The organism is Xanthomonas sp. NCPPB 1826 (assembly GCF_056725285.1).
Genome location: NZ_CM161521.1, coordinates 626,867 through 640,191 on the forward strand (window position 1 = coordinate 626,867; position 13,325 = coordinate 640,191).

9 protein-coding genes are annotated in these 13,325 nt (G+C 63.9%); 4 read left to right on the forward strand and 5 right to left on the reverse strand.

The window, feature by feature from the left end; all coding sequences use genetic code 11:
• Positions 1–309: 309 nt before the first annotated feature.
• Entirely contained in the window at positions 310–882 is a 573-nt protein-coding gene (locus AC1PLA_RS02730) for a lytic transglycosylase domain-containing protein (protein ID WP_481105541.1), read from the forward strand.
• A 125-nt stretch (positions 883–1,007) separates the two neighbouring features.
• Here the strand turns inward: AC1PLA_RS02730 and AC1PLA_RS02735 are convergent, their stop codons facing one another.
• Both AC1PLA_RS02735 and AC1PLA_RS02740 read right to left on the reverse strand, forming a co-directional pair.
• Positions 1,008–2,570, reverse strand: coding sequence for a hypothetical protein (locus AC1PLA_RS02735; protein ID WP_481106148.1), 1,563 nt, complete (start codon positions 2,568–2,570; stop codon positions 1,008–1,010).
• Positions 2,571–3,401: 831 nt separating this feature from the next.
• On the reverse strand, positions 3,402–4,226 hold the full coding sequence (locus AC1PLA_RS02740; RefSeq protein ID WP_481105542.1) for a DUF1460 domain-containing protein: 825 nt from the start codon (positions 4,224–4,226) through the stop codon (positions 3,402–3,404).
• A gap of 347 nt (positions 4,227–4,573) precedes the next feature.
• Between AC1PLA_RS02740 and AC1PLA_RS02745 the strand changes: the two genes are divergently transcribed.
• Complete coding sequence (locus tag AC1PLA_RS02745; RefSeq protein ID WP_481105543.1) at positions 4,574–6,859, forward strand: glycoside hydrolase family 3 N-terminal domain-containing protein; 2,286 nt, start codon at positions 4,574–4,576, stop codon at positions 6,857–6,859.
• Between the two features lie 181 nt (positions 6,860–7,040).
• Here the strand turns inward: AC1PLA_RS02745 and AC1PLA_RS02750 are convergent, their stop codons facing one another.
• The 3 genes from AC1PLA_RS02750 to AC1PLA_RS02760 all read right to left on the reverse strand — a co-directional run bounded on the left by AC1PLA_RS02750 (position 7,041) and on the right by AC1PLA_RS02760 (position 10,884).
• Positions 7,041–9,308, reverse strand: a complete 2,268-nt coding sequence (locus tag AC1PLA_RS02750; protein ID WP_481106149.1) for a methyl-accepting chemotaxis protein — start codon at positions 9,306–9,308, stop codon at positions 7,041–7,043.
• A 300-nt stretch (positions 9,309–9,608) separates the two neighbouring features.
• Positions 9,609–10,481, reverse strand: coding sequence for an NADPH-dependent F420 reductase (locus tag AC1PLA_RS02755; RefSeq protein WP_481105544.1), 873 nt, complete (start codon positions 10,479–10,481; stop codon positions 9,609–9,611).
• Entirely contained in the window at positions 10,411–10,884 is a 474-nt protein-coding gene (locus tag AC1PLA_RS02760) for a TetR/AcrR family transcriptional regulator (protein ID WP_386142227.1), read from the reverse strand. The genes AC1PLA_RS02755 and AC1PLA_RS02760 overlap by 71 nt, the downstream gene beginning before the upstream one ends.
• Positions 10,885–11,187: 303 nt before the next feature.
• Here AC1PLA_RS02760 and AC1PLA_RS02765 point away from each other — a divergent pair, with 303 nt between their 5' ends.
• Both AC1PLA_RS02765 and AC1PLA_RS02770 read left to right on the forward strand, forming a co-directional pair.
• A complete protein-coding gene (locus AC1PLA_RS02765; protein ID WP_065050353.1) occupies positions 11,188–12,516 on the forward strand; it encodes an NtaA/DmoA family FMN-dependent monooxygenase in 1,329 nt (442 codons plus the stop codon).
• A 35-nt stretch (positions 12,517–12,551) separates the two neighbouring features.
• A complete protein-coding gene (locus tag AC1PLA_RS02770) occupies positions 12,552–13,292 on the forward strand; it encodes an NADPH-dependent F420 reductase (protein WP_481105545.1) in 741 nt (246 codons plus the stop codon).
• Positions 13,293–13,325: the final 33 nt, after the last annotated feature.

The following is a 13,325-nucleotide window of genomic DNA, read 5'->3' on the forward strand; positions in this document are numbered from 1 at the left end:
TCGCAACGGGGACGCTGCATTGCCCCGTCCGCAAGGTAGAAGAGGTACCGGTGATGCATCGGTAAGGACGCGAAAGCGCGCTTTTACTTGCGAACGTCGCGGCGGAAAAATATCCGGAATACGCTGGAAAACAGCTGCATTGAAACGATGCGTGGGGTGATTTCGTTTCGGTCATAGACGTTTCGTGCAGCAAGTGCATGCGTGTGCACAGCACCGTTATGGTGTTGCGATCGAGCGGGGGTTGGATCAGCCGGGGATGCCTGTCCACTCCGCGACGTTGCTGGAATCAACGACGATCAGGTGACAGACATGACAGAAACCGATACGCCGACCACGTGTCCGGTTGTGCACGGCACGGGTGTTGGCCGTCCACAGCAGTGGGCCACGCTCTCCAAAAGCCTGCCCGTGGGCGAGCACTGCTACGCGCTGTGGCCCAGGCAGGCAGCCGCTTCCCGGCGCCGGGTGTTGATTGCGGCGGCGTTGCTGTGCGCCGCGCCACTCGCACGCGCAGACTGCTTCGAAGAGGCCGCCGGCTATCAACATGTCAATCCATGGGTGCTGCGCGCCATCGCATGGCAGGAATCACGCGGCCGTGCCGACGCGATCCATCGCAACAACAACGGCACGGTCGACTACGGAAAGATGCAGATCAACTCGATCCATCTGCGCCGTCTTTCCAGCTACGGCATCTCCAGGGACGCGTTGATGCAGCCGTGCGTCAGCGTGTATGTCGCCGCCTGGCGGCTGCGCGAGATGACCAATAAATACGGAAATACCTGGGCCGCCGTGGGCGCCTATCATTCCGAAACGCCGGCCGAGCGCGACAAGTATGCGCATGCCATCCACGCGATTCTGAGCAAGCGCGGCGTGGTTGCCGAGTAACGCTGCTGCACGCGGCGGTGGCGCACTGCGTTGCTTGCCTGCCCACACTGCGTGCCCAGAGGTAGTGCCGTGGGAGTACACACCGCGCCCGCCGGATGGCGAGCGCGGCGGTTTGATCGCCGTGCTTACCCGGCCTGCGAGCGAGCCGCCTCGGCTGCGCGAACGGCCCCATCGGCCTGCCAGGTGGCGCCGATGGTCTTGTACTGCATGCCGGCGGCCACGCCGGACACCGTGTTGGAGAGCAGGCCGCTGCGTGCGGGCGACAGCCCGACCCAGGCGCCAATCATGTTGATGGCGGTACCAAGCGCGATATTGGAATTGATGGCGGCCGTGCGGGCGACCGAATGATCCATGACCCTCTCGTAATCCTCGCGCTTGCCCTTCCACTCCGGTTCCCAGATCTGCTTGGTCCCGGCCTGGTCGGCTTCGTGCTGGGTGACATTGATCCAGTCCGCCGTTTCCAGGCCGACATTCAAGGCCGCCGTCATCGCCGATTGACGCAAGATGACGCTGGTTGCCTCGCCCTTGGTGAAAGGCGAGTTCAGGCCGGCCCAGCGCTGCCGGGCCGCTGCGAAGTCCGGCGACGCCAGCTCGTTCGACGCCAGGTTGGCCAGCACGTTGGCCATGCCGTAGAACCTGCCTGCGCTGGTGATGTGCGGATCGTTGATGCCGCCATTGGAGCGGGCCGGGTCTTGCATTCCCACCATCTTGAAGGTGGCCTGGATGGTGTCGCGGGCTGCGGCATAGGCGGCGATCTTCAGGTCGCTGGCCAGCAGCCTGGCAGCCAGCTCCGGTTGGCCGGATGCCTTGCCGGCCGCACCCACAGCGATGTTGCTCAGGATGCCGCCCAACGCGAGCCGGGTGACCAGATTCGAATAATGCTGCTGTTCTTCTCTCCTGCTTCCCTGTTCTTGGACGGACAATGCATCCCACTGTTCGAGACTGAGATTGTGGAAGCCCCGCGCAGCCGCGTCTGGATTGCGGTTCTCGCGGTTGCGTCGTAGCGTATGCAGCGCCATCTGCAGCGTGCCGGAGACGGCCTGCATGGCAACCACCGCTTCGGGCGGAAGCTGGCGGAGCGCGGCAAACAATCCTTCGCCCAGCAATTCACGTGCGAACGTGGTCGGTCCCACCGAACTGGCCTGGTGCACCAGATGCCCCAGCGCCGCACCCAGGTATTGTCCGTCGAAACTGGTCGGGACTATGCCGTGCGCTGCCGCCGCCACCGCGCTGGCAGTCGGTCCAAACACGGCGCTTGCGCCACGCACTGCACTGGTCCTGATCGATGCAGCCAGTGCACCCAGGCGCTCGCTGCGTGTCGGCGTGTTGGTGGCTGCAGGTGTGGGCACCGGTGGATCGGGTGGTGCAGCGTGTTCGTGGTCAATGGACGACGTCTCTGCTGCTGACAGGAAGTCCACGGCGTCGAAGAAGCGCTCGCTGGTGCTGTTGTCGGCATGCAGCAGCGGGCTCTCACCGCCGTGCTGGTTTCTGTCGGCAGCGCTGCCAGATCCTGTGCCGCGTTCCGGGTTGCTGCGCCGTCCGGACGGTCTGGGAGCCAGGCGCGACAATGCAGGGTTGGCAGCGGGCGTCGGCGCCGCGGTGTGCTGTTGTGGCGGCGCTATGTCGATCACGACGTCTGTATCGGTCGGTCGTGGTGGCTGGGAAGCACTGGCTGAAGGGGTCTTCATCACGGCATGTCCTCGCTGTGGGGGGAAGGGCGGCATGCTGCCGCCCGGGCTTGCGCGGCTGCTGACGTGAGGCATCGATACCTGACACCTCATCCGATGGGCGCATGGCGGTGCCGGCCTCGATTGCAGCGCATAGCTCGCTGTTGGCAGGGCAACGCGCGCGACAGCACGGTCGACGTGCGCCACGCAGACACGGTCTGGCGCAGCTGCCGCCATCAACGGTTCGGGGAATTGCAGTGCGGACTTCCCAGCGTGCAATCGAAATGCTCAGGCGTGCCCGGCATTCACGGCCACCTTGTGTGGCATGCGTCATCGTCGTCAGTGACTCGAAAATGACATCAAGCTGCGGACCCGGGACGCTTCACCTGCGAAATGATCATTCCGCAACGGAAAAGGGCAGTTCTCCTGCAGATGAAATGTGTCTGCTGTCGCGCGGGTCTTCGCCTACCTGGCTACTCCGTCGTGCCCGCAGCGACGATCCCTGTCGAGATGCAGCGTGGTTTGGTTTAGGAGCCAGCTCAGGCAGCGAGCTCGGGATGCGGCCATGATGCTGGCCACCTGAGTGCCAATCGATGCACACGAGGCACCCAGGCACGCGGCCGTGCTTGTTGCTTCGGGAGATGCGGGATGAAGAAGCAAGTGACATTGTGGCTGGTGGACACGCGCGCCCTTCCAGGCATCGGCCCCGCGCGGCCCAGCGAAGATCGCTCGGCCGCAGGCCGCTGGAGTCGCGTCATGCCAGCGCGCTGGCTGCCGCTTCTGCGCGGGCGTCGCATCCACTGTAGCCGACGCGGCCAGGTGGGCGGCCGACAATGAAGGCAGAGGTGACGCTTACTCCTTGGCTCTATAAACGATGATTCCCGGCGTTCGCGCCACGTACTCCATGAAGGGCGAGTCAACGACCTTTTCGTTTTCCTTGCGGGAGGAGGCGTTACGTAACACCGGGCCTGTGTCGGTCATGATGAAGAATCCGACGTGCGTGACATCCAGCCCGGCCAGATGGGTATAGATGCCGATGAAATCCCCGGTACGCAGCTTGCGGATGACGCTGCCGTCGATGTGCTCGGTGGGGATATAGGTGACAGCCCGGTCGACCATCGGCAAGCCGGGCAGATAGTTGCTGCCGTCTGCTTTCAAGTTGAGCTGCTTCATCACGGTTACAGTGTGGGTGCTGATCCGTGTGGTGATATCGGTGGCAAGCTCGTACGGCCGGTTCGCCCAGTCGGTAAAAAAGTGCTTGCGGTGCGTAAAGCTGACGACACCGTCGACATAGCGGGTAATGATCAGGTTGTTGACGAAGTCCTGCTGTGAGTGCGACTTCCGGGCTGCTTCGACATAGTCTAGATAGGTGAAGCAGTCCAAGCCGGTAAAGTCCACGATCAATTTCTCTGGCACCGTGGCCGAACCCTGCAACACGTTTGCGCGATAAGGCGTTTCCAAAAACTGCGCAGAGACCAAGTCGATCATGTGCCCGGTGCTCAGGCCGCGATGCCGTGAGGTCTCCTCCAGCACGGCGTTCAACTTGTTTGCTGTGTAGGCATCCATCTGCACGCGTGCTGGCGATGCTTCTGGCGCGCTTTCAGCCCGAGCGCAGCATCCGGTTGCACAGGTAATGGCGAGCAGTGTGACAAGGAGCCATCGCGCTTCTCTGGACATGTCCGTCTCCAAACACAGGGCAGGCGAGATGAGATTGCCGCTCGTGTAGTGTCACTCATGTTGCTGTAGCGCCAAACACCGGGCTTCGCGTCTGTCTCCATGGGTGCGTATGTGACGTCCGCCGCCTGGAAGCCGGCTAGGCAGCGGGGACATGAAGAAATATTTCAGAGCCCGCGACGAAATGATGGATGCGCGTGGACGTAACACGCCGATGGCAATGCCGGGGGGCTGCGCATCCACTGACGCCATCGGTTGGTCCCGAAGCGGGCATCGCGAATGCGAACCGGTATGTGTGTGCGGGCTTGCCCATCCAGTAGCGTTGACCGCCGCCGCCAAGCACCCTTCCTATGCCTGCATGCACTACTAGACGCCAGCTGCTGCGTAGCGCCGGAACACTGGCGCTGCTCGCGCGCATTCCCGCTGGCTGGGCATTGCCGACCGGTGCGGCGCGGCCGCCTGGTTTCATCGATGCATTGATCGCACGCATGACCTTGGAGGAAAAAGCGGGCCAGCTCAGCCTGTTCAGTTCGGCGCAGCAGGATGGCAAGGCGATCGTCGCCAATCCGCTGACCCGCACTGCCGACGGGAGCGCTCAACTGGCCGCCGCCCGAGCCGGGCGGCTGACCGGAGTGTTCAACGGGTCCAACGTGCGCTGGCATCAGCAACTGCAGCAGGCAGCGCTGCAAAGCCGGTTGCGGATTCCGCTGTTGTTCGCCGCCGATGTGATCCATGGCTATACCACGGTGTTCCCGGTGCCGTTGGCCGAGGCGGCCAGCTTCGAGCCAACGCTGGCACAGCGTACCGCGCGTGCCGCGGCGATGGAGGCCAGTGCTGTGGGTCTCGACTGGACCTTCGCGCCCATGGTGGATATCGCCCGCGATGCACGCTGGGGGCGTGGCGTGGAAGGCGCCGGCGAAGACGTGCTGCTGGCGCGGCTGTTTGCGCAGGCACGGGTGCGCGGCTTTCAGGGCGATGTGGGGCTGGCCCATCCCGAAGCGATGGCCGCCTGCCCCAAACACTTTGCCGCCTATGGTGCGGCCGAGGGCGGGCTGGATTACAACCGCGTGGACGTGTCCGAACGGACGCTGCGCGAGGTGTATTTCCCGCCGTTCCAGGCGGCGTTTGCCGCAGGCGCGGTCACGACCATGGCCGCCTTCAACGAACTGTCGGGCATTCCCGCCACTGCCAATGCGTGGCTGCTGGATACGATGTTGCGCAGGGAATGGGGCTATCCCGGCCTGGTCGTGTCCGACTTCCAGGCCGACCAGGAACTGATCGCGCACGGCGTTGCGGCCGATGGCCGTGACGCGGCAAGACTGGCGTTTTTGGCCGGGGTGGATATCAGCATGGAAAGCGGCCTGTATCTACAGCACCTGCCGGCCTTGGTTGCCGCAGGCGACGTGCCGATGGCACGGCTGGATGCGTCGGTAAGACGCGTCCTGGCGTTCAAGGCGGCACTGGGGCTGTTCGACGACCCGTTCCGGCGCATCCGGCCCGCACGGGCGCAGTCATCGCAGCGCAACACCGACACCTTGGCACTGGCCCGCGAGGCCGCATGCAAATCGGTGGTGTTGCTGAAGAACGATGGCGAGTTGCTGCCATTGCGCCGCAGCGGCCAGCGCATTGCCTTGATCGGGCCCATGGCGCGCGACTGGATCAACCACGCCGGGCCATGGAGCCTGTTCGACGAGGAAGACAAGCGCAATACGCTGGCCACCGCGCTGGCGAATGCGCTGCAGGATCCGCAGGCACTGCAGGTGGTGGACGGCTGCGACTTCGAGCAAGCATTGCCGGGCGGTGTGCAGGCCGCGGTTGTCGCCGCCAGATGTGCCGATGTCGCGCTGCTGGCGATTGGCGAACCACTGGGCTACTCGGGCGAAGCGCAATCGCGCAGCGAGATCTGCATCCCCGAAGCGCAGCGACAGTTGCTGGCGGCAGTCGTCGCCACCGGCACGCCTGTCGCGGTCCTGCTCAGCACCGGTCGCGCGCTTGCGCTGGAAGGGCCGGTGCTTGGATGCGCGGCGATCCTGGTGACCTGGTTCCTGGGCTCGGCGGCCGGTGTTGCATTGGCTGACATCCTGTTGGGTGCACAGGCACCGTCCGGCCGTTTGCCGGTGAGTTTTCCACATGCGGTCGGGCAGGTGCCCTACACCTATGCCCACCCGCCAACCGGCCGTCCCAATCCCCGGCCGGACGAGCTGGAGCCTTACACCACGCATTACCGGACGGCGCCCAACACGGCACTGTTTCCGTTCGGCCATGGGCTCACCTATGGGCGCATCGACTATGCCGAACTGAGCTTGAGCGATGCACGCCTGCCAGCCAATGGCAGCATGCGCATCAGCGCACGCATCTACAACCGCGGCACGCGCGATGCGGACGAAGTGGTGCAACTGTATGTGCGCGACCGCAGCGCCAGCGTGACCCGGCCGGTGCGGGAGCTGAAGGATTTCCGCAAACTCGCGGTGCCGGCTGGCGGCAGCGCGCCGGTGGAGTTTGTGTTGCGGCGTGCGGACTTGTTGTTCATCGGTCAGGCATTGCAACCGACCGTGGAGCCGGGTGTGTTCGATGTATGGGTGGCGCCATCGGCTGAAGCTGCAGGACTGACGGCGAGCTTCGAATTGGTGGAGTGAGGTGACGTGCGGTGATGCTGGTCGATATTCATGACCTTGAGCATCACCTGCGTCCGAAGTCCGATGATGACCGTTGTTCCCGAGCAGTCGGTGCGACCGAGCACGCGGATCCCATGCTGCGCAATGATGTGCAAGAGCAGAACGCGGGTGGGCCCGGAAATCCGGGCCCACCACGGTTCGGTCAGAACTCCTGCCAGCCTGCGCCGTCTGTTGCGCCGGCGACTGACTCGAGTTTGCGTGGTGCCCGGTGCGGAACAAGCTTTGCAGGTGTCTTCAGGGGCGCTGCCGTTTTCCTGCTGCCGGCCTTGGCAATGGCTGATGTGCCAGCAGCTGCGCCGACCGGAACAGCTTTCTGTCCGTCGATCTTGAAGACCGCCACCGCCTCGGTCAGCTGCGTGGCCTGCTCCTCCATCGCACGGGCTGCAGCCGTCGCTTCCTCGACCAGGGCTGCGTTCTGCTGCGTCGTTTCATCCATCTGCGTGACCGTGATGTTGACCTGCTCGATGCCTGCCGACTGTTCCTGCGAGGCGGCGGAGATCTCACCCATGATGTCGGTCACGCGCTGCACGCTGGAGACGATCTCGGCCATCGTGGTGCCCGCCGTATGCACCAGCGTCGAGCCTTCGGTGACGCGTTCGACCGAGTCGTCGATCAGCGTCTTAATCTCCTTGGCCGCGGCAGTGGACCGCTGGGCCAGCGTGCGCACTTCCGAGGCAACCACGGCAAATCCACGTCCCTGTTCGCCGGCACGTGCCGCTTCCACGGCTGCGTTCAAGGCCAGGATGTTGGTCTGGAACGAGATGCCGTCAATGACCGAGATGATGTCGGCGATCTTCTTGGACGAGGCTTCGATACCAGCCATGGTGCCTACGACCTTGCTCACGATCTCGCCGCCCTGCGAGGCCACGCCTGCCGCGCCGATCGCCAGTTGGTTGGCCTGACGTGCGTGTTCGGCGTTCTGGCGCACGGTGGAGGTCAGCTCTTCCATCGAGGCAGCGGTTTCTTCCAGGTTGGCCGCCTGTTGTTCGGTGCGCTGCGACAAGTCCTGGTTGCCGGCGGCAATCTCGCTGGCCGCCGAGTTGATCGACACTGCCGACCGCTGGATGCGGCCAACGATTTCGGCAAGCTGCGCGGCGGTGGTGTTGGCGTCATCGCGCATCTGCGCGAACACACCCTTGAACTCGCCGGTCATGCGTGCGGTCAGGTCTCCTGCGGCAATGGACTGCAGCAGCGAAGACAGCGATTGCAGGTTGCTGTCCGCGGTGGCCATGAGCAGGTTCAAGCTCTCCACCATGACGCGGAAATCGTATTGGAAACGCTCGGCATCGCCGCGCGCGGTGAAGTCACCGTCCGCGGCAGCCTGTGCCAGCTGCTTGATCTCGATGTTCATCGCGGACAGGTTGGCCTTGACCTCGTCCATGGTCTGCGTCAGCACGGCCTTCTCACCGGGCAGGCGCTCCATGCTCTCGCTCAGGTCGCCGATGGCATAGCGGCCCATGATCCGTGCAAGGTTGGACTGCACGGCCAGGTGGGAGGCCACAAGCGCATTGGTGTCCTCGGCCATGCGGCCGTAGTCGCCCGGGAAGGCCTGGGCATCCATGCGGAAGCTGGTCTGGCCCTCATCGTGGCGCTTGGCCATGTCGCCCTGTGCAGTCAAAAGGGCCTGCAGCTGTGTCTGCATGCCCTGCATGGCGCGCAGCAAGCGGCCGGTCTCGTCCTTGGCCTGAGTCTGCACGTTGTTGCCGAGCTGACCATTGGCGATCGCCTCGGCTGCGTTGGTGGCGCGTGCCAGCGGCTGGGTCAGGCTGCGGGTGATAAGCCAGGCCAGTAGGCTGCTGACCAGCACGACCGCGGCACCGCCGAGGATGAGCAGGAGCTTGCCGCGATCCATCGACCGGACTGCTTCTGCGTAGGCCTGTCTGCTCTGTCCTTCCTGCCGGGTGACGAGCTCGCGGATCTTGTCCTGCCAGGCGAGCGTGGCAGGCCGCGCCTGCTCGCTGAGAATGTCCTGGGCCTGCGCGTTGTCGTTCTTGGCGGCCAGTGCCATGACTTCGTCGTTGAACTTCACGGAAGTCGCCCGACGCTCGTCCATCTCGTTACGGATCTTCCGCCCTTCCTCCGAGCTGGACAGCGTATCCAGCCTGGTGCGCAGCTCCTGGTAGCGCTGGCGCTGGGCGTTGATGGTGTTGAGCGCTTCGGTGTTGAGCTCCTCGCTTGTCGCCATGGCATACGTGCCCAGTGCGATCAGCAGCGATGAGTTGGCATCCAGCATGCCGTTGCCGATCTGGATCTTGGCGGTGCGGTCGAGAACGATGAAGTCCAGCTGCGCGCGTGCGTTCGCCATCGTGCTCAGGCCGGTGGCCACCAGCAGGCCTGAGAGAAGAATCAGGATTCCGAATGCAACGGCCAGGCGGTGGCCGACGTTGAAGCGTTGAAGAAAGGCGATCATGGACGTCCCAGAAGAGATCAGTGGAGGCATCGATGTCCACGCTGTTAGCGAGCCTGGCACCGGTTCCCCAATAACGGCGTCCTTGTCCAAAACTGGAATGTCTGTCACTAAATTATCATCGCACCCTTCAGAAAACGCCGGAGCTGTCGGGGTGCTCCTGACGCATGTCAGGACGGGCGGCTGCACACCTTGCACAAACCGCTGTTCGCCGTGCCGCCGTCTTGCCATCCTCAGGCTCGGCAACACCTGCTTGCGTTTTAAAACGCGCCGACTGCATGGCGATGTTGCCGACCTGCCTGGCTACATGTAGATGGCTCTGCTGATCCGGGCGCCGAAGCCTGCATCGGGATTGGTTGCGGAGTCGCCCAGCCTTTCCTGCATGACCGCCACGGCAAGGTCGCGACGTTTCGCCAGTCGGCTGCGGTCGGCGCTGGCGAGTGCATCGCCGATCTCGCTCCTGGTCAAATCGGTGCAATACGCAGGCGCTCCTGGCTGCTGGCGCCAGGAATCAGCCAGGTGGCCCGAATAAAACGCGTCGAAGCCGGTGTCATTCACCAATGCCATCGCGACCTCGCGATCGTTGTCGCGATCAGCCGCCACGGGGATGGCGATACGGCCGGGCGCAGTGGCCGGCTGGCCTTTCTCGGCAAGCGAACCAGACCCGATCGCATTCCATGCCTTGGCGATCGGGCGGCCCAATTGCTCAGCCACCCACAGGCTCTCAACCTGGCCCGCTTCAATCGCGTCAATCTTGCTGTCACGCGCGGGGTAGTAGTTGGACGTGTCGATCAGCACGACATCACTTGAAACCTGCGCCAGCAGCGGCTTGAACTCCGGAATCCTGTTCAACGGGATCGAAAGGATGATGGCATCGACATCGACCACGCATTCTTGCGCAGTCACTGCGCGAGCGCCCGAGGACAGCAGTTGCAGGTCAATCGTCTCTGGCCCACGCGAGTTGGCAACCTTGACCTCATGGCCGAGCGAACTCAGCTTTTTCACCAGCGTTTTGCCGATATGGCCGGTGCCGATAATGCCTAGCTTCATGATGCGTTCTTCTGTGTGGAGAGCGGGGTGGTTTACGCGGCGAGGGAAGTGCCTTTCACGCAGGAAGCGCCCAGCCTGAGCGCAGCACGTCCTGCAGCGCCTGGCGGGCGTCGCTGTCCGCGTCACCGCTGGCAGCTCCTGCCCATGCGATCGCAAGCGCGGCAAGAAAGATGTCGCGGCCAGTCAACGATGCCCGCGCCTGACCGGAGCGTTGTGCAGCCTGCAGAAACACGCCTGAGGCCTCGACCACGGATTGGCAGGTCGGCATCAACACCGAACTTGGCTGGGACCATGCGGCCCGTAGCGGCTCCGGAAGACCTTCGTAGGCATTCATCCAGTTTCCCAACGCCTCGATCCAGCGTTGCAGCGCACGCCCCGGGTCGTGCTCTTCTGCCCTGATGGCCATGCGTGCTTGCTCGAGGTTGGCGTAATGCGTTTCCAGTAGCGCTGCCAGCAGGGCGTCGCGGCTGGGGAAGTGCCGATACAAGGTCCCCGGGCCAACGCCTGCGCGCTTGGCAATGCTGTCCATCGACACATCGATGCCTTCCTCGGCAAAGGCGTTGCCGGCGACCTCAAGAATCTGGGTCCTGTTGCGTTGGGCATCGGCGCGCGGAGGGCGTGGCTGAACGTCGGAAGACATAGGTCGGTTAGCCTGGTTCTTGATATCCGGAGTGTATCTCCATATATTTCCCGGCACAAACGGAGCGTGTCTCCCTTTTGCGGGGCGCTTTGAACCGGGAGGTTTTAAGAGCGCAGTCGGCGGCCGGCTGTCGCTGTCTCCGCCGGTTGCCACCGCCGGACGCGCGCACCACCACTGCAGATCGAGGAACGCATGAGCCACTCCAAGACGATGATCATTGGCCTGCACCTGGGCAATGGCTACGGGTCCCAGCCGGGAGCCTGGCGCATGCCGTGGGTGGATCCGACCAACTACACCAGCTTCGATGCCCGCGTGCGTCAGGCGCAGGCCGCCGAGCGTGGGAAATTCCAGTTCATTTTCCTGCCTGACGGTCCGAGCGCGGTGGCCGATATCGACAACGAAGCGCCTCACTTCAACCTGGATGTGATGATGACCCTGGCTGCCGTTGCGCGCGGCACCGAGCGTATCGGTCTGGTGGCCACCGGCTCCACGACGTTCAACGAGCCGTTCAATCTGGCGCGGCAGTTCAAGGCGCTGGACATCATGAGTCACGGGCGTGCCGGCTGGAATGCGGTGACCTCCAGTGGTGAGGATGTCGCCGCGAACTACGGGCGAAAAATTCCGCCCAGCGCGGATCGTTACGCACGTGCGCACGAGTTCGTGCAACTGGTGCAGGCGTTGTGGGGCAGTTGGGGGAAGGATGCCTGGCTGCACGACCAGGCCTCTGGCCGGTTTGCCGACGCCAGGCAAATTGCGCCGATCAACCTGCAAGGCAGGTTCGTCGGTTCCCGCGGACCGCTGTATATCCCACCCTCGGAGCAGGGCCAGCCGGTGATCTTCCATGCCGGCGGCAGTCCCAATGCATTGGAGCTGGCCGGACGCTACGCCAGCGCTGTGATCGGTGCGTGTTTCAGCATTGAAGATGCCCGCGCGCAACGCACCGCCTTCCGCAACGCCGCCAAGCAGGCCGGCCGCGACCCGGACGAGATCAAGTTCATTCCCGGGCTGATGACGACAATCGCGCAGGATCGCCGTGCGGCACTGGATCGCCGGATTGCACTGACCGCGCAGACCTTTCCTCAGCGGCTGGGTTACCTGCAACAGATGCTCGGGCTACGTCTGGATCCTGCTGCACTCGAGCGGCCTCTGTCGCCCGCGCAACTGGCTGCGGCACGCCCGTCGCCCCAGGATCCTCGCTCGACAAAGGCGCTGCAGATCGCGCGGGAGGGCTGGAGCCTGCGCGACATCCTGGCCCATGGCGTCATCGACTATCACCCGGTGATTGTGGGCCCGGCGGTCGAGGCGGCCGACCACATGCAGGCCTGGTTCGAGGCAGGTGCGGCCGATGGTTTCTGGATCTCACCGGATATCAATGACGACGGCATTGATGCCTTTGTCGATGGAGTCGTGCCGATCCTGCAGCAACGCGGTCTGTTCCATCGCGATTACCGGGGCACCACGCTGCGCGACCACCTGGGCGCACCTGCCCAATACGGGCGCGATCCACGCATCACTGCGTGAGCCGCAGCACGTCACACACATCGGAAGGAGCACACATGAACATCGGCATCATTGGCGCAGGCAATATCGGTGGCACCCTGGCACGCAAATTCGTTGCAGCCGGGCATGTCGTCAAACTGGCTGGTTCAAAAGGCCCCGACAGCATTCGTGAACTGGCAGAAACGATCGGCGCCGAGCCTGTCGCCGCTGAAGAAGCGGTCAAGGACGTCGAGGTGATCGTGCTGTCCATCCCGTTCGCCAGGATCCCCGAGGTTGCGGGCCTGTTCTCCACCGTACCCGCACAGGTGGTGGTGATCGATACCTCGAACTACTACCCGCAGCTCGGCACCAGGATCCCGCAAGTCAACGACGGCAAGCTGGAAAGTGTCTGGTCCAGCGAGCAGCTTGGCCGGCCCCTCATCAAGGCATTCAACGCCGTGCTCGCCAGGACACTGGCTGAGCGCGGCAAGCCCGCAGGCACGCAGAACCGGATCGCCATCCCGGTGGCAGGCGACAGTCCGGCCGGCAAGGCGATCGCGCAGCAACTGCTCGACGCTGCCGGGTTCGACTCGGTCGACGCGGGAAATCTTGCAGATTCATGGCGGCAGCAGCCAGGCACGCCTGCGTATTGCACCGAGCTTCCGATTCCTGAGCTGGCGTCAGCGCTCAAGGCTGCAGTGAAGGGCGATGCACCGGGTCATCGCGATGCACTGATGGCCGAGTTCTATGGCGCTGACGCACCGCCAAGTCACGAGACGATCGTTGCGCGCAATCGGGCAGTGACCGCGCCGCGCTGAGATCCGCTTCCAGGGGATCGGAAGAACCTTCGC